We start from the raw sequence: 21,514 nt of genomic DNA, 5'->3' as shown, positions 1-21,514 counted from the left end.
TGCCAACCAGCAGGCGGCGCACCTCCTCCTCGATATCGAGACGCTCGTCGCCGAACTGAATGACAGGTTCCTGCTCCTGACCACCGCCTGCTCGGACAGCAACGGGAGCGGCAACGCAGCCGACCCGACCGAGGAGGCGGATCGGTCTGCAATGACCTGGGTACGGCGAACCCTCGAGGATGTTGTCGCCACCTCCACCGGGCTCGCACTCAGGCCTGACGAACGGCCCGACGGTGCCCGGGGAACATCCGCCGACTAGTTCCTCCTAGTGGTTTGCTGCGAGGAGTGACTCCTCGAGGGCAACCCAGGCAAGCATGGCGCACTTGACGCGTGCCGGGTACCGGGAAACCCCCGAAAAAGCGGCAGCGTCGCCCAGCACTTCCTCGTCCGCCTCGAGCTTTCCACGGGAGCGCATCACCTCCCGGAAGGTGTCCACGAGCGCAATGACCTCGTCCCGCCGCAGTCCCACCATGAGGTCTGTCAGCACCGATGCCGAGGCCATGGATATCGCACAGCCCGCGCCGTCCCAGCTCACGGAGCGCAGACCGCCGTCCTTCACTACCGCGCGCAGGGTTATCTCATCGCCGCACACCGGATTCAGCTGGTGCGATTCGCCGACAATTCCCTCGCCGTCGTGCTCCAGCAGCCCTGCTCCGTGACGTTCCTTCGCGTGATCGAGGATGATCTGCTGGTAGAGCTGTTCGAGGTTGCTGCTCATCAGCGCACTCCGAAGAAGCTGCGGACCCCGGACACGGCCTCGAGGAAGTAGTCCACTTCGTCGGTGGTGTTGTAAAGGTAGGCGCTGGCCCGGGTGGTCGCCGCCAGGCCGAGCCGGCGGTGCAGCGGCTGCGCGCAGTGATGCCCCACCCGCACCGCGATCCCGCGGTCATCCAGGAACTGTCCCACGTCGTGGGCGTGGACGCCGTCGACGTCGAACGAGGCCAGGCCGATGCGCCCGGTTCCGGCGGCGGGCCCGAGGACGCGGATGCCCTCGATGCCGGAGAGGCCTTGGACCAGCCGCTCACCGAGCGCCGCTTCCCATGCTTCGATCCGGTGCATCCCGGTTTCCGCGAGGTAGTTCGCCGCGGCTCCCAGCGCGATGGCCTGGGAGATGCGTTGGGTGCCCGCTTCGAAGCGGTTCGGCGAGGGCAGGTACTCCGCCCGTTCCATGGACACCGTGGTGATCATGGAACCGCCGGTCAGGAAGGGAGGCATGGCATTGAGCAGTTCGGCGCGTCCATACAGTGCCCCGATCCCTGTGGGACCGAGCATCTTATGCCCGGAGAACGCAAGGAAGTCGACGTCGAGCGCCTTGACGTCGATCGGAAGGTGCGGCACCGACTGGCACGCATCGAGCACCGTAAGGGCACCGACGTTCCGTGCGAGCCGCACGAGTTCGTGCACAGGGTTGATGGTTCCGAGAACGTTCGAGGCATGCGTAAAGGCCAGCACCCTGGTGGCCGGCGTCAGCAGTGCTGCGGCTTCCTCGAGCCGCAGGGCGCCGTCGTCTCCTACCGGGATGAACCTCAGCTCGGCTCCCGTGCGGGAGGCCAGCTCCTGCCAGGGAATCAGGTTGGCATGGTGCTCCATCTCGGTCACCACGATGCGGTCCCCGGGAGCCAGGGCGAAACGCCGCGCGGCTTCACCCCCGCGCCCTGCCGACGCATTGGACATCGAGTAGGCCAGGAGGTTGATGGCCTCGGTGGCGTTGGAGGTCCACACCAGCTCACCGGCGCGGGCGCCGATGAATCCGGCGACCGCGGTGCGGGCATCCTCGTACGCATCCGTCGCTTCGACGGCGAGGTGGTGTGCTCCACGATGAACCGCCGCATTGCGCTGTTCGTAGAACTCCTGCTCGGCTTCCAGGACGCTCGAGGGGTTCTGGGAGGTGGCTCCCGAATCGAGGTAGACCAGCGGTTTTCCGTTGACCACGGTTCCCAGGATGGGGAAGTCGTTGCGGATGCGCAATACTTCGGCGTTGGTGAGAGGTCCCTCCGTGCCCGGCAGGGAAGGGAGGGTGGAAGCAAGTGTCACTGCAAAATTCCTTGGTCGGCTCGTGGGAACGGATTCTCGGCGTGGGTTATTCAATACCCTTCGACCGATCGGCATTACGGCACACCGTAGTAATCTAATTGTCTCATGCGGGCCTTCGGATGACCCCCTGCCTCGTGAGCGATCCAGCTCGAGCGGTGCTCCCTTGGAACCCGCAGCAAGGATTGATCACACGACCTGTTGTGCTCGGCGAAGAAAGGATCCCAAAAACTTCTCGGCTCCTTCGACGTTCCGATTTTCGGATTCAGAGTCGCAACCCGCGTCGTGGCGTTGTACGCCACTGCACGGGCACCGCCGCACCAGCTCCGGGCTCGTAGGGTCGCCGGAGGCCGAGCAATGTTGCCCCTGGTCCCTGATGTCCTGCCACGTGGCCGGTCCGCCCGGCGCACTCCGACGAGGTCACCAGCATATGAAGTTCGTGCGCCCACCGGGACGTAGAGCAAATCGTCCTCCGAGAGCGGACCGTTACCAACCCTCGTGGACTTCTGGGTGAAGTCGACCCTTGATGGAAGAACTGCCGAACAGGGCGAACCTGGCGTCACAACGCGGGGGCAGGCCGAAATCGGCGACTTCCAGGACTGACCATTGGGAGCAGCACGCCACTGGGGGCTGCCCGCCCGGGACAGAGAAAGCTGACGAGCCGACGGCTCCTGCTGTCACTCCGCTCGAAAGGGACTCGGGAGAACGCCGCTCGGAGCAGTGGCTGTTTCTCGAGGAAATTCATCGACGCATACCCTCTGCCATCGAGGAATAATCCCGCGAATTCGGGTATATGCTTCGGTTTATGACGCTAATACGGGTTCGGGACGCCGCGAGGTATCTCAGCGTGAGTGACGACACCGTCCGGCGCTGGATCGACAACGGTGTACTCACCAGTGAAAAGGACCCCTCAGGGCGCACCGTGGTCGACGGACTCAGCCTGGCCCACCTGGCACGCAGGAATGCCGTCCTGCCGGACGACCCGTCAGGAATTGGACGGTCCGCCCGTAATCGGTTCGTGGGCCTTGTCACCGAGATCATCCTGGACAAGGTCATGGCACAGGTGGAAATCCAGTGCGGGCCGTACCGCGTGGTGTCATTGATGAGCAGCGAGGCAGTACGGGACCTGGGTCTCGAACCCGGCTCGGTAGCCGTGGCGGTCGTCAAAGCCACAACAGTTCTGGTGGAAACACCATCAACGGCCCCACCGGTCACGAGGACGAACACGTGAGCCGACAAAGGTTGTTCGTCATTGTGGCGCTGCCGCTTATTCTGCCGCTATCGCTGTCGGCGTGTGCTGGCCCGCCCGGTGACGATTCCTCCATCACCGTCTTTGCCGCGGCGTCGCTCCGGGCACCGTTCACCGAAGTGGCCGAAGGATACGAGGCCCAGAACCCCGGCACCACGGTGGTGTTCAGCTTTGCCGGCTCATCGGATCTCGCAACCCAGCTTCTGGAAGGTGCCCCCGCCGACGTCTTTGCATCGGCTGACACCAGGAGCATGGCGGCACTCACGGAAGCTTTCCCGTTCAGAGGTGAGCCGGTGGTCTTCGCAACCAATTCCCTAGAAATCGCCGTGCCCCCAGGGAACCCGACAGCCATCACCTCGTTCGCCGACCTGGCAGATGACGGCGTGAGAAGTGTCGTGTGCGCCGAGCGGGTTCCTTGCGGAACGGCGACCGCAGCCCTTGAGGAGGTGGTCGGAGTCACACTTTCCCCAGTCAGCGAGGAGTCCTCGGTGACTGACGTACTGGGCAAGGTCTCCTCGGGTGAGGCGGATGCCGGAGTGGTCTATGCCACAGACGTCCAAGCCGCCGCAGGTGCTGTCGAGGGAATTATCGTGCCGGAAGCCGGCGAGGTCATCAATGCCTATCCGATCGCCGTTCTGGCAGACAGTGCAAACGAAGACGCCGCCAGCAAGTTTGCCGCATACGTCCTGAGCACCGCGGGGCAGGCGGTCCTTGAGGCCGCCGGCTTCGGCGCGCCCTGACCCGGTACCGTCATGGCTACTCCTTCTCTCGCCGGCCTTCCGCGCTGGGTCCTGGTCGTGGCTCTTCTCGGGGCGCTACTCGTCGTGCTGCCGCTGGCCGCCATGGTTTCCCGCGTGGACTGGGCGAACTTCTTCTCGCTGGTCTCCTCCGAGTCCTCAGTTGCCGCGCTGTTGCTGAGCCTTCGAACCTCCGCCGTAGCCACCGTGCTCTGCGTCCTCTTCGGCGTTCCAATGGCCCTGACGCTGGCCCGCGCCGCATTCCGGGGACAGAAGCTACTTCGCTCGCTGGTGTTGCTGCCGTTGGTCCTGCCCCCGGTGGTCGGGGGACTTGCACTGCTCTACACCTTCGGCAGGCGCGGCCTTCTCGGCGGAACTCTCGATCTCCTCGGTATCGAAATCGCCTTCTCGACCACCGCGGTGGTCCTCGCCCAGACCTTCGTGGCAGTCCCCTTTCTGGTGCTCAGCCTCGAGGGCGCGCTGCGGACCGTGGGCACGCGTTACGAGGCCGTCGCCGCCACCCTCGGAGCACGGCCCACTACAGTTCTGCGCCGGGTGACACTTCCCCTTGTGCTTCCCTCCCTTGTCTCGGGCTCAATCCTCTCGTTCGCCCGGGCCCTCGGCGAGTTCGGGGCTACCCTGACTTTCGCCGGAAGCCTCCAGGGTTCCACCCGCACGCTCCCGCTCGAGATCTACCTGCAGCGCGAAACGGATCCGGACGCGGCCGTCGCCCTATCCCTCGTGCTGGTCATCGTGGCGGTCATTGTGGTCGGCCTCGCCCACCGCTCCGGCACCGCCGGTGAGCGCCGGAGCGCCGAGCTGTGACTCTTCAACTCGATGCCACCGTCCCTGCCCGCGGCTTCGGGATGTCACTGACTGTCGAAACCGGCGAGACCCTGGCCGTCCTCGGCCCGAATGGCGCAGGAAAATCGACCTTGCTTGCAGTGATTGCCGGCCTGTTACGGCCCGACTCCGGGAAATCCACCCTCGATGGTGAGGTGCTCTTCGAGGTGGCCCCGAGGACGCGTTCCACCTTCATCCAGCCGGCCGCCCGCGGCGTTTCGCTGCTTGCCCAGGACCCCCTGCTGTTCCCGCACCTGAGTGTCCTTGAGAATGTCGCGTTCGGGCCACGCAGTGCAGGAGTCCGCAGGGCGCAGGCACGGGCTCACGCACGGAGGTGGTTGGAGGAGGTCGAGGCACCGGAACTGGCGCATCGGATGCCTACGGAACTTTCCGGCGGGCAAGCGCAGCGTGTTGCAGTCGCACGCGCGCTGGCCTCGAATCCCTCGCTCCTGCTGCTTGATGAACCGATGGCAGCGCTCGATGTCTCGGTCGCTCCGGCGCTGCGCCGTATGCTGAGGCGGGTCCTACGGGATCAGACGGTGATTATCGTGACACACGATATTCTGGACGCCTTTACGCTTGCAGACCGGGTGGTGGTGCTCGATGCCGGGAGCATCGTTGAGCAGGGGCCTACGCATGAGGTGCTGGAGAGACCGCGAAGCCGGTTCACCGCCGACCTTGCGGGACTCAACATCCTTTCCGGCGTGCGGACCGCCAACGGTATCCGCACCTTTGCCGGGAATGAAATCACCCGCGCTGCGCCTGGAATAGCGCTGCACACTTCGATTGTCGCGGCGGTTCGTCCGTCAGCAGTCCGGGTGTCACTTGCCCAGCCCGCCAACTTCCACGTCGCAGCCCTGCCCGGGATCATTCTCGATGTCGAGCCGCACGGGGGCCTCGTTCGAGTCCGTGCCGAGGAATTCGCTGCAGACATCACACCTGCCCTTGCGGCCGAGCTGGACCTCGCTCCGGGCAACTGCGTGTGGTTCGCCTTCGACGCCACGGACGTAACGGTGTATCCCTACCAGCCCAGCACGATCATCGAACGTGGTCGATCGGCACAGGCGAAGCGAATCCCCTGACGATGGCGGCGACATCCTGTTGGTAGAGCAGTGGATTGTGTTTGCGATGGGCGGTGCGCCGATCATCGATGGCCCGCTTCCTCCAGTGCGGCCATGCCTGAATGAGGTGTTCCACAGCCACCCGGACCTCTGCGGGACTCCCTGGCCGCACGAATTGAACGCTTGTGTACCCGCCCGCTGCCTCACGTAGCCCGGAATTATCCGACACTATGATGGGCCTCGCGGCGAGCAGTGCCTCGACTGCGGTGTTGCCGAACGACTCCTCCAGCCGGGAAGGAATGACGGCAGCGTCTGCACCTTCGAGGTAGGGCCACACATTTCCCTGGAATCCATGAAAGCGGATTTCACCTTCGAGGCCGTAATCGCTGACCAGGGTCCGAAGGTCACTTTCGTATGTTTCGTTACCCGGATACACCGCACCCACGATGTCCAGGGTTGCCTTGATTCCCCGACGACTCAACTCCGCAAGCGCGTCCACTGCAACGTCGACCCCCTTCCGGTGGGAAAGCCGCCCGAAATAGAGCAATCGAAAGGTGCCATCGAGATGCTCCCGAGGTTCGCTCCAGTTCGTTGGCCCCGGCACTCCGTTGTAGACGACGCGGGTTCGAGCAACAACGGCTTTCAACGATCGACGCAGTACCTCCGTGGTGTACTCGCTGTTAGCCACAACCAGGGAGGCAAAGAGCAACGGCAACGTCATGGCGAACCGAATTGCGCGGGAATTCGCCCCGTCAGCCTCGTGAACATGTACGACCACTTTGCAACCGGCTAGCCGTGCCACGATCGGCCACAACGGTATTGTCACCGTGTTCACATAGACCACAGAGGGCCGATACTCGCGGAGCTGTTCAAGGGTACTCCTGAAGGAAGCCACGCCGTCCCAGAGAAGTCGAGCCATTCCATGCGGGGTGAGCATCTTTTTCTGCAGGACGGTTGACGGCCTAATGGTGACCTCCGCGCGACGCGCGAGGATCTCAAAGACAAGGGGTCCGTGCGACGGAACTGTCACAACAATCCTCGCACCGGTCGAGACAAGGCCTTCAACGGTTTCGAGCAGTACCCTGTCAGATCCGTAAAGCTCTGCTGACGGGTGGGCCACCAGATAGGTTTCCCTGTAAGGCTTCATCAGGAGCCTCCGATCGTCGCGCTCGCGGCGATCCCGGAATCGGAAGGCGATCGGGACGATAGCGCGGACAGGGCCCGGCGCAGGCCTGTACTTGAGGTATGGATGGTGTAGGGAAAATACACTACTTCAACACCAACCGCAGCGAATCTGCGCTCAAGCAGGCGGCCTTTCGAAGTTCCACGCCAGTCGTCCCCCTTGAAGAACACATTGAAGCCGAGCTGCTCCCAGGTCTGGAGCTTGTCGGGGACGACTTCCGCAACCGCCCTGTCGACACAATTGATGCTCCCCACGATCTCCAAGCGCTCCGCCAGGGGAATCATCGGAGTCGACCCCTTCGTCAACTGGCATAGTTCATCCGATACCACTCCAGCAATGAGGTAGTCACAGTGGCTTCTGGCATGGCGCAGGAGGTTGAGGTGCCCGATGTGGAACAAGTCAAATGCCCCTGCCGCATAGCCTATGTTTTTGGCCTTCATTGGGATTCCTTCACTGAGGTTGAGGACAGAGGGTGTGTGTGATTCACTTATGCGGTTCGGGGACCTGATACATTCACTGGTCATTGCTTAAGGCGGCTCAACGCTTACGAGAGTTCTCGATGGCGACATCACGCGTGCGACATGACCGACCTCTTTTCCGGCGCGCCGGCCCGCTCCTGGTAATCGCGGTGAGTGTCGCGTCCTTGACCACAGCCTCCGCGCCGGTGCACATTTTGCCCCCGGTACCTGCCACACACAGTGCCGGACCGGATGTCCTGAAGCACAACACCTCGCGGAGTGAGGGAACTGCGGGATCCCGGCCGGTGGGAAGCTCCGAATACGCCGTGCCGGGGGATGCCCTCTTCGTGGAGGCGAGCGGAAAAGCTGAGGGGCCCGGGACCTTTGCGAGCCCATTCAATAGCATTTCGGGCGCAATAGCCGCCGCGCACTCCGGTCAAACCATCGTCGTTCGCGGTGGAACCTACCATGAAGAGGTCAAGGTTCCCGCCGACAAGCAGCTGACGCTTCAGCCCTATCCAGGCGAGGCGGTATGGCTCGACGGAAGCAGTGTGGTGTCCGGTTTCAGGCCCGCCGGTGGAGCCTATGCAGCTGACGGATGGACACCCGAGTTCGACGCTAGTCCCACCTATTCTTGGGGTGCGCCTGACGGCAAAGAAGATGGCTGGGCCTTTGTCAGTCGCGAATATCCCATGGCAGCGCACCCAGACCAGGTGTGGATAAATGACATAGCCCAGCGTCAGGTCGGATCCACGGCGCAACTCACGCCAGGCGCATTCTTCGTCGACTACCAAACAGATCGTCTCTACCTCGGGACGAATCCTGCGGGGAAAACCGTTCGTGCGAGCGCCATCGCGAAAGCACTGTCGATCCAGTCGGAGTACTCCGTTGTCCGCGGTATCGGGGTCCGGCGTTTCGCTCCGTCGGTGCCGCACATCGGTGCGGTTACAGCCGAGGGCAAGGGCATCACCCTCGCACATCTGGTGATCACGGACAATGCAACGACCGGTCTCGCTATCGCAGCAACGGATGTCACAATGCAGAACATCACGGTCGAGCGTAATGGCATGCTCGGCGCAGCAGCGTCCTATGCGGACCGGCTGAATGTCTCCGGTCTCGATGCTTCCGGAAACAACACTGAACAGTTCAACAGCGCTCCAGTGGCAGGCGGTTTCAAGATTGGCAGGACACGAGCCGTCTCCATCAGCGACAGCACTTTCCGGAACAACCTCGGGACCGGCCTCTGGTTCGACGAGTCCGTATTTGACCTGGCGGTCATAAGTAATGACATTATAGGTAACCGCATGCACGGAGTCACGGTCGAACTCTCCGCTAAAGCCGTCCTGGTGGACAATTTCATCGCCGACAGCGGTGGTCATGGGGTGAAGATCAATAACACCAGCGGCGTTGATATCTGGAACAACACCCTGAGTGGAAACGGCCGTCCACTGAACATAGTCCAGGATGATCGACGCGCTGCTGACCGAAGTGTTCCGGGCCACGACCCGCGACAGGTCTTCCCGGACCCGACCATGACGTGGATCAACGGTCCGGTTCGCATCCGCAACAACATCGTCTCCGGGACGGCGGCACGAGGCAACTGTCTCCTGTGTGTGGAAGATTACTCCCATCAGTTTTCCGCGGAAACGATGCAGGTGTCCGCACTCGGCAATGTCTACCACCGGCCGCAAGCGGATAGTCCCTCCTGGTTGGCCGTCTGGTCGAACGGCCCGGGGGATCCAGCGGTATTCAAGTCGCTCGAGGAATTCACTACAGCCACCGGAGAAGATGCGAGGGGCATCGACCTTGTAGGAGAAAATGTCTTCAAGCCCGGCACGTTCGATGTCGCTGACAGCGTAGGAGCCCGGGCGACGATCGTTGCCGAGCCCCTGCCATTCCGAATCGCCGCTCTCGCAGGCGAAGATGCTGACGTTCGTCATATCGGGGCTTTCAGTCACTGACCAGAAGCCCGTTGGTATTGCGGCGGTAGTTGCTTGCGCTGGCAAGATGGTCGACGCTGACTCGCGGCACAACCCTGCTCGGTGGTTCAGCAACAGCGCCTTTCCCCTGCACCAGCAGTGCAACGGTCATAAAGACGAGGAAGGTGGTGCTCGCTTCGATGAGACCGTTCTCGAGGAAGCTCCTCAGGAGAATAAACACCAATATGGCAGTGCTGAAGGATCTCAATTCATGGTCCTTCATGCTGCGCCACAGGACGGTCAGGACCCAGGCTGCGATCACGACGGTACCCAGCACCCCGGTCTGGGCAAGTGCCGACACCCAGCTCGAGTCCAGGACCTGCTCCTGCCAATACTGGCCCTTCACGGCGATCGTCTTCACAGAAAGGCCGGCCCCGAGCCAGCGCTCCCAGGACAGGCTCGGCGTATCGAGCACCGCTTCCCATGCTATTGTCCGTGAATTCAGCGTGAGGATCGATGCCGCGTCCCCCCGGGCAACCACAGTCCGCAGTATCGGCGTGTACATCAGGAGGACCGCGGAAAGGGGAATCGCCGCCAGGAGGCCCATCGCAACCTTCGGTTCCATTCTGCGGACGTGCAGCATCAGGACGACTGCTGCTGCTGCGAGGGCGAAGAGCGCCGTCCGCGACTGGGTTGCGATGCACGCTCCCAGGAAAAGCACACCCAGGAGGGCCGCTCCCCCGCGCCCCCGGCCGTTCAGGCCCGCGTGCAGAAGTGCCAGCGCAGGGAATCCGCACAAAAGTGCGAGCGCATTGGGGCTCAGGGGGAGAACTGTTCCTTCCAGCCGTTCGCCGGCAGCCAACCCGCCCAGACCGGTGAGGGCGACGAAAGCGCCGAGGATTCCCAGCGCCACCGCAAGATGCTTGAGCACCACGGTGCGGGGAAACGAAGAGACCAGAACACTCACGGTGGAGGCCACGAGCATGATCCGGACCGCGAGCACGGCAGACGCGACCACATTTCCTGCCGCGTAGGCGCCGATCACCGAAATTGAGACGACAAGACCGAGAATCAGGAGGGGTGCACCGGCAACAGGGAACCGGGAGGGCGAGTGCGCCCTGATCAGCAACGCCCCACCCAGGGCACTTCCTTGCAGTAACGCTTTTGCCACCACCACAGGGTCGATCCCACCGTCGAAGAAGACCCCTTTCCGCCAGGCGACGACGCTGAGGATTGAGAGGAGCCAGACGAGGCAGGCCGCGCGTTCCCGGGCAGCAGCGGACATCATGACAAAATCTGCCTGTGCACGCCCGACGCTTTCCCATTGTGCGCAGGCCCGAACGGACGGGAGCGGGCGCCGGTCAACACAACACCCAGCGGTTTCACGCCCAGGGCCGTTAGCTCGCGCACCACTGTGTGCAGGGCCGCAGCACGCTCCCCTGGCCGCACCAGAACAAGCACTCCGTCGGCGATCGGAGTCATGACCGCCGTGCTGAGGGGATGCGAGTCGTACGAGGCCTGCGTTATGAGGACGTCGAAGTTCTCTGCGAGCTCCTTTACGATCGTGGCGCCCTTCCTTGCAGCGTCCGAGCGAGTGATGGACCTGCTGGCCGTCCCTTCCTGCACCAGATGCACGGGCTCATGTTCGATGACACGGAGAGCGTCAGCAACGGTTACACTGCCGGTGAGGATGTCGGAGAAGCCCGGTGTCCTTGCTTCCTGATCAGCAGGCAGAGGGTAACTCTGCGTCGCTTCGAGCACGCACGTGCGCGATCCCGAATAACCGAGGAACGCGGCGAACCCCCGGCGGAAGACACCGCGATCAAAGTCCGCGTCGTCACCGGCGGAAGCAAGAAGCAGCAGGCGGGGTATTTGCCCGCCCGCACTGACCAGGAGATTGGTATTCACCTCCCGGTAGGGAAGCATGGCACTCGGAGCAGGCCAGCGCGAACTCTGATTCCGTATCGGCGGAATCCTGCCGATCAGCTCAAGCCCCGTTGTCTGGCGGATATCCGCTGCGGTGTAGATCCTGATATTCGAGCGGCCGAAGGCGAGCGCTGCCATCAGGCCCACAGTCAACCCGAGGAGAGCACCTACCGCCACATTGAGGAGTGGGTCAGGTGTGGACGGAGAGGTCGGTGGGACAGCGGGCACGGTGATTGAGGGTTGCACCGCTGCCGACTGGGCGGCAACGCCTGATTCGAGAGCACTGATTTCATCCCGAAGGCTCTCCGCCACCAGGTTTGCGAGAACAGCCGCCTGGTCAGCGGTCCCAGCAGTGGCCAGGACATTGACGTAAACGGTGTCCTCGGGGTTGCTCGCGCTGACCCTATTGCTCAGGCTGGCGAGACTGGCTGAGGATCCCAGCCTCTCAAGGACAGGATTCAGGACCTGGGGGCTGTACACGAGGTCCGGGTAGGACCGCACCCGCTGCAGGCTGAACTGGGAATTCTCATAGGAGGAACTGGTGGGCGAGAACGCCTTGATGAAAAGCACCGCGCGCGCCTCATAGGAGGCGGGCGTCAGGCCAGTGACGGTGAGGGCGGCGGCGATCGCCAGAAGGGTGACGGAGGCTATGAGCAACCATCGCCGACGGAAGATTCGCAGGTATTCGCTCAGCTCCATGATGAGACCTCCCTGTACCACTTGCGCAGCGCGAGGACGATGAATCCAGCGTTGGCGAGCATGAGCAGCGTATACATCGGCACGAAGACCGCCGGAACCGACAGCAGCGCGAAAATCAGGCAGAGCAACCCGAAGTCGGTGGGTACCACCGCAAGGGAATACAGGGGAGACGAAGTGCCTTCTCCGGCAATGAATCCTCGATGGTCCTGCCGTTGTCCGCGTCGCAGGTGATCCATCAGAAGCATCGAGGAGAAATGGACAGTCTCGACGACCTGGTAGATGAGGGGTACCAGGAGCCAACGGACATCCAGGTCGTAGAAACGCCACCAGCAAACAAGCACTGCAAGGTGGATCGACGCCTCTTTCACAGCATCGACCGTGTGGTCGAGCCACTCCCCCGCCGGCGATCCGGTCCCACCCAGCCGGGCGACCTGCCCGTCTGCGGAGTCGAGGGCATACCCCACCATGAGCAGGAGGGCAACGGATAGCGATGACAGCGGCGTGGGGTTCACGGCCGCGAGGACACCGATGCCGGTGAACGTGAAGCACGCACTGATTCCCGTGATCTGGTTCGGAGCCAGACCACGGGAGTATGCTGCCGCCGCCAGAAACCGGCCAAGAGGCCTGTTCACATACCGGGAATATGCGGGCGCACCTTTCGATGTTTTCTGTGCGCGGGAAAGTTGCCGCAGGGCCTGACTGAATAACGGTTGCGACCCAGTTCGCATGACCATATCTATGCCTTACTTTTTCGTGAGATGAATGGACTTTTGAGGACATGCACCGACGGTCGTCCCGTCGGCACCTGCCCGGCGACCCGAACCGGGGAAGTAGAGCCTTCCTCGGTCCAGGCCGAGCGCGGATTGCGTGACGCGTTCCTGTTCCGGGTGGTGGACCCCGTCGAGAGTTCCTCGGCGAGGAGTCTGTAGCCCTCGGCTACGTCGTCCCACCGGTACCGTTCGCCTGCTTCCCGCTTCAGTTTCGCGCCGAGTGTTGCTGCGGTCGCGGGCATCGACTCGAGTTCGAGCAAGGGCTGGACGAGGGAGGACGACGATGTGAAGAACCGTCCGCCACTCCCGAGCACTTCCCGGTTGAAGACGACGTCGTAGGCGATGGTCGCCGTGCCCGCGCCCATGGCGCGGAGCAGAGAAGGATTTGTTCCCCCGACTGAATGGCCGTGGAGATATGTGCGTGCGTTCACGTAGAGCTCATTGAGGACGTCCTGATCCCAGACGGCACCTATGAGGTGTATCCTCGGATCCACTTTTGCCGCTGCTGCTATGCGGTTGCTGTAGTTTTCGGCGTACGGAGCCGAACCGACGACCACCAGCGGAAGGGATGCGGTGCTCTTGGAATAGCCCTCAACGATTCTGTCCACATGATTCTCAGGTTCGAACCGTGCCACCACCAGGTGATATCCGTTGGCCGTAAAGCCGAGTTCCCGAACTCTGGCGCTTCCCGTATCTGCAAGAAGCGGAGCACCGTAGGTCAACAGGGAGGTATCGGCACCGAACTCTTCCCTGTAGTAGTCGGAAATTCCTTGTGCGTCTGCGATCAATGCGTCCGCCCAACGGACGGCCAGCTTCTCGACCCAGCGGTAGTAGGCCCTCCCCCTTCCTCCCCACTTACTGCGCTTCCACTCGAGGCCGTCGACATGCACCGCGACCGGCGCTCCCCGAAATCGAAGAAGTGGGATGAACGGTGCGTTGGCCGCGTTGAATACGAAAACGGCGTCGTACTTCCTGGAAAAGAGCAGGTGACACGCGGACAACGCCGTGTGGGATAGCGTTTCCGCGCATTTCAGCCGCAATGCCGGCAGATGGACCAGCCGCATCCCCAGAAAGCTGCGGGGTCGTTCAGCGTCGGTGTTGCGGCAGTACACCGTCACCTCCATTCCCGCTGACACGAGACGTTGCCCTATCTCTTCGATTGCTGTTTCGAATCCCCCGTACCTCGCCGGAACCCCCCGCGTGCCGACCATCGCAATCCGTAGCTTGCGCGGCCGGCTTCTCTTGCTGCTCCGCATGTTGTGCCTCTCTGAAGGAATCGACCGGATCCTGTCCGCTCCCCGCTCTGCACGAATCTTCATCCTCATGGCCTGGGCTCCCCTTTCCACAGGTTGCCGAACTGGGCGAACAGTGGAGCGCTTGTCGCGGATCCCGCGAGGTAAGGCTCGAAGTCAATCCGACCCGCGGCTTGGAACGCCGGGGTTGAATCAGTCGTAGAGCGTTGCCAGGACGCCGGTTCTGGCGTCCCTGCCTTCCACACCTTCATGGAGATGGTCGTGGGTGACGTTTCAACTGCCCGGACACGGACCGTGAGCGGTGCATCGGGCCTGTCGTTGAGCGTGAAGCTTTCTGCGGCGTAGGCGACGCTTCCGTTCACCGCCGTGGAGAACACGACGCCGGTGAACGGGGGAGTACGCAAGGGATCCGCGCTGATAGTGGCTAATTGCGCCGGAGTTTGCGCCTCGTGCCCATCTGCCTGGGCGGGCAGTGCCGTGAGTGTTCCCAGGAGAACTCCTGTCGTATCAACCGCAGTGAATCGCAGGAATTTGCGGAAGTACCTCGGTGTGACTGGGGCTGACGACGATGCGCTGATTTCAGACATGATCACCAGAGAGCCTTTTCTGCGCCGCGCGGGTGGACGGGGTTCGTTCTTCACTGCGGACAAGGGGAACAAGGAGGACTTTTCGAATGGCTATTCCGCCGAGAAGTGAACCCACGGAAGCAGCAAGTGGTGAGTAGAGGTAGTCGCCGGTAACAGCAAGGATGAGTAGAACCGCGGCAAGTGAAACGAGCGAATCGATGAGCCGGATGACAAATACCTTGTGCGGGAGACCCCTGACGGCAGCGAGGGTGCCATACGGGCCGGCGGCAGCAACAGACACGGCGTAGGCAAGCCAGCCGACGACAGCCAACATCTCCGGCATCTGTCCCACCAGGGCAGGCCCTGCAACAGGCAGCAGGAGAATGGTGAGAAAGGACCCGAGGACGGTGACGGCGACGAGGAGAACTACCGACCTGTCCGCTCGGCGCACGAGTACCGACAGCAGTGACGACTTGTCTTTGGCATAGGTTGCAAAAAGGAAGGATGAGAATCCGCCGACCAGGAGGAGGGCTGGAGCGGCGTAGATCCGCGCAATTTCAAGCTGCCCTGCGGCTGCGAACCCAACGACAACGACGACGAGTACCCGCACACCGGACAGCAACGCCGGTCTGAGCGCCTGTTGTGCTGCCCTCCAGGCACCGAATCTCGCCACTGATCGGATGTCCGCTTGTCCAAGTGGCGCCAGATAGCGGTCGGACGCCGGCAGGATCAGGACGCCTACGATGAATGCCGCACCCTGGCTCAGCGCGATTGCCGCGATGAAGGAGCCAAGTCCAAGAGTGCCGAGGAAAGCCAGTGCTGCAAGAGTGGCGAGGGACAGGACAAGTACCGTTGCGTCGACCAGTGCTACGCGGGCAAACTCCAGATGGGCCATGAGTGCCCTGCGCAGGACATCCTCGGAGAGGAAGGTGATGACCGCCGCGGAAAGCACGAACGCCTCGACCGGCCCGACAATGCCGGTGATGAACACCGCAGGACCGATGATGAGAGCACAGGTGACGGCGGTAAGGACGAGCCAGACCTGCAGGCCTGCCCGGATCCGGGGGTTGTGGCGATCAAGGACGGTGAAGCTATCACCCACCAGTCCGCTGGCGACTCCTGCACCAAGCACGAGGATGCCGTACACGAGACCCAGCCTCCCGACATCATCGAGATCGAGTACCCGCGTGGCAACCGCCAGCAGAATCAAGCTTCCGAGCGCCCGCGTGAATTGGGATCCGACCGACCACAGGGCCGAGCGGCCCTGCCTGTCCAGCAACCTCACTGGAGTGGACCGGTGAGTCGTGCCACGGCGTGGATGGCATCCACCTCGACAACCACGAAGGACGAAGCGGCGACTAGCCTGGACCCCTTCCCTGTGACCGGGCTGCAGGCGGTAAGCACCATCGGTGCGAGGGCGATTGGGTAAGGAATGCGAACCCGCTCCATCAGTAAGCCCCCACCGGTTTGAGCATCACCTTGAAGGTGCGCCACATGATCATCAAATCGCCGGTCACCGACCAATTCTCGACGTAGTACAAGTCCAGCCGGACACTTTCCTCCCAGTCGAGGTTCGACCTCCCGCTCACTTGCCACAGCCCGGTCAAACCGGGCTTGATGAGCAACCGCCGGTGCGTATGGTGTTCATAGTCGGATACTTCGCTGAGTAGCGGCGGCCGGGGCCCCACGAGGGACATGTCCCCCCGCAGGACGTTGTAAAGCTGGGGAAGCTCATCGAGCGAATACTTACGGATGAACCGGCCGACAGAGGTAACCCGCGGGTCATGGCGCATCTTGAAAAGCGGACCGCTTCCCTGGTTCTGTTGCTTGAGGAGGTTCAACTCTTTCTCTGCATCAAGGACCATCGAACGGAACTTGAACATCCTGAAAAGGGTCGACTGCCGTCCAGCACGTTCCTGCACGAAGATCGCGCCGCCTGGCGAGTCCAATCGGATGATGATGGCCAGGACGACGCACAACGGAGCCAGAGCGATGATCGCTGTCAGGGAGACCGCGATATCGAGTGCCCGCTTGACGACGTGCCGCCCGCCGGCGAACTGGGGCAACTCCACATGCATCAGAGGCAAGCCCTCAACAGGACGCATAGTAATTCGCGGTCCCGCAACATTCGTCAGGGCTGAAGCCAGTACAAGCTCCGTAGATGTTTTTTCCAACCGCCAACCGAGCTCGCGGATGTACGCCCTCCCTTCGCGTAGGTGCCCGGCAACGATCACCGCGTCAGCGCCGGTGAGTTGCACGAAATCCTCGACTTTGTGCAGCCCACTCACGGCCGGTACCAGGCGGCCGGCCACCTGGACCGCGGCAGAGCTCACCCTGCCTTCGTAGACTGCACCCACCACGTCGAAGGCCGCCCCCGACTTGAGCGCCAACTGGCCTGTGACATACTGAACGTCGCCAGGCCGGCCGACCACCACCACCTTCGACAGGAAGTGCCCGAATCGGCTTTGCCTGATCAACCACTGACGCCAGAGCCAGCGGCTGCCCAAGAGGACGAACAGCCCGACCGGAAGTGCCACGAATAGAATTCCCCGCAGGTCATGGAGATTGAGTATGACCACGACGACGGCGAATATCGCGAAGGTCGCGGCACTGGCCCGAATGACCCGCATGTACTCGCCTGACCCCGTACCGACTACCCGAGAATCCCGTGTCCGGAGGAGATTCATCATGAGGAGCCAAACCGCCGTAGCCGCGATTCCGACCCCAAGCAATTCCCGATTCTGTAGGATCACGTCCGGCCGGCCCTGCGCGAGGACCGTCACCGAGACCAGCATTGCGGACAGGATGATCGCCGTGTCCGTGAATCGAAGCGCTCGCTGGTATCTTTTCCGCCAGGCAACGCCGGAAAGCACGGGGACTGCTGCGACGGAGGTGGGAAGCAGCTGCGCCTGGAGGGCTGAGAGTGAACTATAGATTTGCGTCATTGTAGGCCCGGTTGGTGTAGCGGAAGCGTAAAACGCCAAATCGTAAAGGGCGAGGGCAATCGAAAACAAAGCGACTCATGATTGAGACCCGATTCTAGAATTCTTCCCAGATTCCTTGCTTTTGGTATTGCGAAAAGCATATGGAGTAGTTTTTGCTCGTACACGAGTATGGGTTACGTGTATTTGCTCGTCGCATTCGGTCGAGCTACTCGGACATAGCGCATCGATACCTGCAAGCGCGTTTGTGGTTCGGGTGATCCACTGGAGCTACGGGGACTTGCTACCCGACACGTCAGATAAGGTCTTTCAATGATTTGGGCGCGCCCAAAATCCCCCGGACAGGAGTAATACCGGACCCATGATCGGCCCTTCGCCATCGAGCGTGGTCAGGCCAGCGTGGAATGCGCGCCGTGTGGTCAGCGATGCAGCGCGTCGTTGGAGCAAGAGGGGGCAGGACCTGCGTCTGATCTGGGCCGAGCAGACCCACTCGAAAGGACCCTGACACCGCCCTTTTGCACTTCCCGTTCCGGTGGCCGGTGATGCACACTGCCGCCGGAAGCCTCACTGGCCTGAACGTCTGCGGGATGCAGGAGAGTGACTGGTCTTTTCTCGGCCCGCCGGGATCGAGAACGCACCCCCAAATCCGTTGGGTGATTGCGCCCACGCCCTCGTTGAGCATCCCGTGGCCTCATTTCCCCTTCGACACCCATTGAATCGGGGCGCTCGGAGTGGATGTGCAAGTTTTACGTCACCGAATCGAAGGCCGAAACTCAGCGTAGCCGCAGGCGAAGGGAGTGCCGGATCATTCGCGCTATGATGTGCGCCGCTGTGTCCCCTGGACTGATATAGCAGCGTGGCACAGTGAACCGGTCGCCGGGGTCGTAGTCCCCGATGACGCAACCGTTGTCGTACCCGGCCGTCCGGACGGCATCAGCCGCGGTACCGTCGTATTCACCGTAGGGATAGCAGAAACTGGCTACCCCTACTTGCAGGACGTTCTGCAGGATCTCGCGGCTGCCACCGATCTCTGCGGCCAACGTGCTCGCAGCAGCACCAGCCAGGTGAGGGTGGGTCATAGTGTGGCTGCCCACCTCATGCCCCGCAGCGCTGACCTCGCGCACCTGGCCGACGTCCATCAGGCCGAGACGGGGTCCGTCATCCCACTGGTTGCTGCCGCCAAGATGACCGGCTACCACATATAGCGTGCTGGTCATCCCGTACCGCCTCAGCACCGGGAGCGCATACTCCAAATAGTCTGTGTAGCCGTCGTCGAAGGTAAGCCCGACGAGCCCATCGGCTTCCCCCTGATCATTGGCACGCAGGAGCTCCGACAGGGACACCCCGCGCAAGCCCAGCCGGCGCAGCAACCGCAGGTGACGCCCCAGTCGTTCGGGGTGCACCCGGAGCCGGTGCGGGTCGGGTTGGGTCGACGGGCTGATCGAGTGGTACATGAACACCGGAGGAGCAGTCACCCGCACTGGCCCGGTCTGGATGGCTGAGTTGTGGAACACAGTACTTCCCCTGGTAGAAGCGAGGTCCGCGCCGTGAGTTCACCAGAGGATGAATCACCCGTCGCCCCCAAGGACATATGGCTCGCCTCAGCGGCGCCAGGCTGATCAGGCGAGCGTATCAGCTATGAACTATGATCCCCGGACGCTGCGAAGAAGATGAGCGACACCGCCTGCATGCTGAGCGCCATTGCCCAGCGGACAGGTCCTACACAACCTACATCCGAGAAACTCGCTTCGCTCGCCTCACATCGCCGAATGGAATTTCTGCTGCGCGGAGGCGAGCCCTTCGAGGATCAGCGCCTCCACGGCGTCGGCGGCGTCCTCAAGGAGGAAGGCAAGGTCCTTCATCTCCGCCGTACCAAAATTCTTGAGGACATGATCGGCCGCGTCCTGGCGGCCTGGCGGCCGGCCGACACCTACTCGCACACGGTAATAGTCCTTGGTGCCGAGCGCCCTGCTGATGTCGCGCAGGCCGTTGTGCCCGCCCTCACCGCCGCCGAACTTGAGCCTGACCGTGTTGAAAGGGACGTCGATCTCATCATGCACCGCGATAACATGATCGGGCGCGACGTCGTGGAACCTCGCCAGCGCTGCTACGGGCCCGCCGGTGAGGTTCATGTAGGTCAGGGGCTTAGCGAGCACCAGCCGCGGGCCGCCGGGACCCATTCGTCCCTCGGACGCGACGGCCTGGGCCTTCGAGGACCGAAACCGGCCGTCCAGACGCGCGGCGAGGAGGTCGAGCACCATCTGACCCACATTGTGGCGGTTGTTCGCGTAGCCGGGCCCTGGATTTCCGAGCCCGGCTACGAGCCATGCATCACTGGACATAAAAGCTGACCGGGTCAGCTCTCGTCTGCGTCCGAGATCGCCTTGTCGGAAGCATCAGCAGCAGTGGCACCTTCTGAGACAGCTTCGGTGTCCACCTCGGTGTCATCGGCCTCGCCAAGATCCTGGACGGTCGGTGCTGCCAGGTTGACGATCAATGTCTCGGGATCGGTGAGCAGGGTGGTGCCCGCAGGCAGGACGATGTCGGATGCGTGGATATGCTCCCCCACGCCACGGCCCTCGATGTTGACGGTGAGGGTCTCGGGCAGGTGCGTGGCCTCCGCTTCCACCAGCACGGTGTTGTGCTCGAGGTTGGCGGCAACCTCGGGAGCGGGCTCTCCTTCGACATGGATGGCGACGTCCACCTCCACCTTTTCGCCCCTGCGTACAGTGAGGAGGTCGATGTGCTCCACGATGCGCTTGAGCGTGTTCCGCTGGACGTCCTTTGCGAGGGCCAGGTGCTCCTCGCCGTTCACGTCGATGGTCAGCAGGGCGTTGGGTGTGCGGACTGCAAGAGTTGTCGCCTTGCCGGGCAGCAGGATATGGAGGGCTTCCTCGCCGTGACCGTAGATCACGGCGGGGATCATGTTGGCGCGACGCGCCTGCCGGGCCGCCCCTTTGCCGAACTCGGTGCGGACTGATGCTGCGAGCTTCTGCTCTGTCATGGGTTTCTCCTTCAACGCTGGCGGGGTCCGCGAAAAACACGGACTTCGTGTGGACGTTGCCGGGCGGGGAACACGCGCGTGGAGAAGTTGTCTAGAAACGTAGCGTCGCTAGCCACCGTCGATCACGGAGTTCACCCGGAGGACCTGCACTCCGAGCCGCTCCCTCGCCTGGGCATCGATTTCAATCGTACAGGACAATTCCGGCCAGGGTTCCGGACGCGATCCGGCTGACTTCCGCAGAGTGGGAGCAAGAAGCGGCCGGTGGTGCGCCGGGGGTCCTGAGGAGCTCCCGCCACTTAGCAGGAGTGGCGGTTCATTGAAGGGCCGGCAGAGCGACCGACACAGTCAACCGTTCGAAGGCGGATCTGGGGGTGTGCGCGGCCCGATGTCCGGGATGCGGTTCGTGGGGTGCCGGCCGACCCGGACCATCGGACAGCAGGACTGCCGGCACGCCGCCCCACTTCTGCCCTGCGGGGACATCTTCCAGGACCGCAGCGCCCATCCCCACGCTTGACCGGGCGCCGACCGCAACTCCCCGACGAATGCTCGAGTTCATTCCCAAGTACGCCCCGACGCCGATCTTCACCTGACCACCCAGGGCTGCGCCGGCGGCCAGTACCGCAAAATCACCGATGACGTTGTCGTAGGCCAACGTCACGCGCGGCATCACCACGACGTGATCACCCACGGTGACTGCCGTCGTCATCACCACATTGGCCAGAACGATGCTCCCGTGGCCGATGCGGGAGTGGGCAGGAACCTTGACGCTCGGATCGACGAAGCGGGCGTACCTGTCCTTGGACACACCCGCCCGGCCAAGGCGCCGCACCGCGTTCTCGCGGCCCGCACCTGCTCCTGCACACACAAGGAATT

21 protein-coding genes are annotated in these 21,514 nt (G+C 62.7%); 6 read left to right on the top strand and 15 right to left on the bottom strand.

From position 1 onward, the window contains the following. On the top strand, positions 1-259 hold a 259-nt coding region (locus Y704_RS24225; protein ID WP_026548693.1), incomplete at its 5' end, for a hypothetical protein. 6 nt (positions 260-265) lie between these two features. Here the strand turns inward: Y704_RS24225 and sufU are convergent. Both sufU and Y704_RS0100555 read right to left on the bottom strand, forming a co-directional pair. Then, positions 266-718, bottom strand: a complete 453-nt coding sequence (sufU, locus tag Y704_RS0100560; RefSeq protein WP_026548692.1) for a Fe-S cluster assembly sulfur transfer protein SufU — start codon at positions 716-718, stop codon at positions 266-268. After that, positions 718-2,034 (bottom strand): aminotransferase class V-fold PLP-dependent enzyme, encoded by a 1,317-nt coding sequence (locus Y704_RS0100555; protein WP_051476546.1) that lies wholly within the window; start codon positions 2,032-2,034, stop codon positions 718-720. The genes sufU and Y704_RS0100555 overlap by 1 nt, the downstream gene beginning before the upstream one ends. 802 nt (positions 2,035-2,836) lie before the next feature. Here Y704_RS0100555 and Y704_RS0100550 point away from each other — a divergent pair. The 4 genes from Y704_RS0100550 to Y704_RS17840 are packed head-to-tail and all read left to right on the top strand — an operon-like array spanning position 2,837 to position 5,942. Next, on the top strand, positions 2,837-3,262 hold the full coding sequence (locus tag Y704_RS0100550) for a TOBE domain-containing protein (RefSeq protein WP_026548690.1): 426 nt from the start codon (positions 2,837-2,839) through the stop codon (positions 3,260-3,262). Positions 3,263-3,300: 38 nt separating this feature from the next. After that, a complete protein-coding gene (gene modA / locus Y704_RS0100545; protein WP_253904164.1) occupies positions 3,301-4,020 on the top strand; it encodes a molybdate ABC transporter substrate-binding protein in 720 nt (239 codons plus the stop codon). A gap of 12 nt (positions 4,021-4,032) precedes the next feature. Next, a complete protein-coding gene (locus Y704_RS0100540; protein WP_026548688.1) occupies positions 4,033-4,842 on the top strand; it encodes an ABC transporter permease in 810 nt (269 codons plus the stop codon). Continuing rightward, a complete protein-coding gene (locus Y704_RS17840; RefSeq protein ID WP_051476545.1) occupies positions 4,839-5,942 on the top strand; it encodes a sulfate/molybdate ABC transporter ATP-binding protein in 1,104 nt (367 codons plus the stop codon). Before Y704_RS0100540 ends, Y704_RS17840 begins: the two co-directional genes overlap by 4 nt. Here Y704_RS17840 and Y704_RS22990 read toward each other — a convergent pair. Next, positions 5,899-7,068, bottom strand: a complete 1,170-nt coding sequence (locus tag Y704_RS22990; protein WP_026548687.1) for a glycosyltransferase — start codon at positions 7,066-7,068, stop codon at positions 5,899-5,901. The two genes, Y704_RS17840 and Y704_RS22990, sit on opposite strands and share 44 nt — an antisense overlap. Beyond that, the gene (locus tag Y704_RS0100525; RefSeq protein ID WP_026548686.1) at positions 7,068-7,544 is read right to left on the bottom strand and encodes an FAD synthase family protein; all 477 of its coding nucleotides are present in this window, start codon (positions 7,542-7,544) and stop codon (positions 7,068-7,070) included. Before Y704_RS0100525 ends, Y704_RS22990 begins: the two co-directional genes overlap by 1 nt. A gap of 323 nt (positions 7,545-7,867) precedes the next feature. On the opposite strand from Y704_RS0100525, the gene Y704_RS17835 reads away from it, so the two are divergent. After that, positions 7,868-9,523 carry a right-handed parallel beta-helix repeat-containing protein gene (locus Y704_RS17835; protein WP_216698918.1) on the top strand — a complete coding sequence of 552 codons (1,656 nt, stop codon included), beginning with the start codon at positions 7,868-7,870 and terminating at the stop codon, positions 9,521-9,523. Here the strand turns inward: Y704_RS17835 and Y704_RS17830 are convergent. The 11 genes from Y704_RS17830 to Y704_RS17815 all read right to left on the bottom strand — a co-directional run. Then, positions 9,513-10,766 carry an O-antigen ligase family protein gene (locus Y704_RS17830; RefSeq protein WP_216698917.1) on the bottom strand — a complete coding sequence of 418 codons (1,254 nt, stop codon included), beginning with the start codon at positions 10,764-10,766 and terminating at the stop codon, positions 9,513-9,515. The two genes, Y704_RS17835 and Y704_RS17830, sit on opposite strands and share 11 nt — an antisense overlap. Then, on the bottom strand, positions 10,766-12,106 hold the full coding sequence (locus Y704_RS0100510; protein ID WP_026548685.1) for a Wzz/FepE/Etk N-terminal domain-containing protein: 1,341 nt from the start codon (positions 12,104-12,106) through the stop codon (positions 10,766-10,768). Before Y704_RS0100510 ends, Y704_RS17830 begins: the two co-directional genes overlap by 1 nt. Beyond that, positions 12,097-12,738 (bottom strand): CDP-alcohol phosphatidyltransferase family protein, encoded by a 642-nt coding sequence (locus tag Y704_RS0100505; protein WP_253904162.1) that lies wholly within the window; start codon positions 12,736-12,738, stop codon positions 12,097-12,099. Before Y704_RS0100505 ends, Y704_RS0100510 begins: the two co-directional genes overlap by 10 nt. Positions 12,739-12,842: 104 nt before the next feature. Beyond that, positions 12,843-14,087: a DUF1972 domain-containing protein gene (locus Y704_RS17825; RefSeq protein ID WP_081747311.1), complete on the bottom strand. Its 1,245-nt coding sequence runs from the start codon at positions 14,085-14,087 to the stop codon at positions 12,843-12,845. A gap of 110 nt (positions 14,088-14,197) precedes the next feature. Then, positions 14,198-14,716 (bottom strand): hypothetical protein, encoded by a 519-nt coding sequence (locus tag Y704_RS0100495; RefSeq protein ID WP_155850133.1) that lies wholly within the window; start codon positions 14,714-14,716, stop codon positions 14,198-14,200. Continuing rightward, on the bottom strand, positions 14,709-15,905 hold the full coding sequence (locus Y704_RS0100490) for a hypothetical protein (RefSeq protein WP_155850132.1): 1,197 nt from the start codon (positions 15,903-15,905) through the stop codon (positions 14,709-14,711). Before Y704_RS0100490 ends, Y704_RS0100495 begins: the two co-directional genes overlap by 8 nt. Before the next feature lie 238 nt (positions 15,906-16,143). Then, positions 16,144-17,640, bottom strand: coding sequence for a sugar transferase (locus Y704_RS17820; protein WP_035770914.1), 1,497 nt, complete (start codon positions 17,638-17,640; stop codon positions 16,144-16,146). Positions 17,641-18,410: 770 nt separating this feature from the next. Continuing rightward, positions 18,411-19,151 carry a polysaccharide deacetylase family protein gene (locus Y704_RS0100460; RefSeq protein WP_026548678.1) on the bottom strand — a complete coding sequence of 247 codons (741 nt, stop codon included), beginning with the start codon at positions 19,149-19,151 and terminating at the stop codon, positions 18,411-18,413. Positions 19,152-19,394: 243 nt separating this feature from the next. Next, complete coding sequence (gene pth / locus Y704_RS0100455) at positions 19,395-19,979, bottom strand: aminoacyl-tRNA hydrolase (RefSeq protein ID WP_026548677.1); 585 nt, start codon at positions 19,977-19,979, stop codon at positions 19,395-19,397. Between the two features lie 14 nt (positions 19,980-19,993). Continuing rightward, complete coding sequence (locus Y704_RS0100450) at positions 19,994-20,641, bottom strand: 50S ribosomal protein L25/general stress protein Ctc (RefSeq protein ID WP_026548676.1); 648 nt, start codon at positions 20,639-20,641, stop codon at positions 19,994-19,996. Positions 20,642-20,954: 313 nt separating this feature from the next. Beyond that, the coding region (locus Y704_RS17815; RefSeq protein ID WP_051476540.1) for an LbetaH domain-containing protein at positions 20,955-21,514 on the bottom strand (560 nt) is incomplete at its 5' end.

The organism is Arthrobacter sp. Br18, from assembly GCF_000520555.1.
In the GTDB taxonomy this organism is placed as follows: Bacteria; Actinomycetota; Actinomycetes; order Actinomycetales; family Micrococcaceae; genus Arthrobacter_D.
Note: the sequence above shows the minus strand (reverse complement) of the source record. Positions and strands in the feature narration are given on the sequence as shown.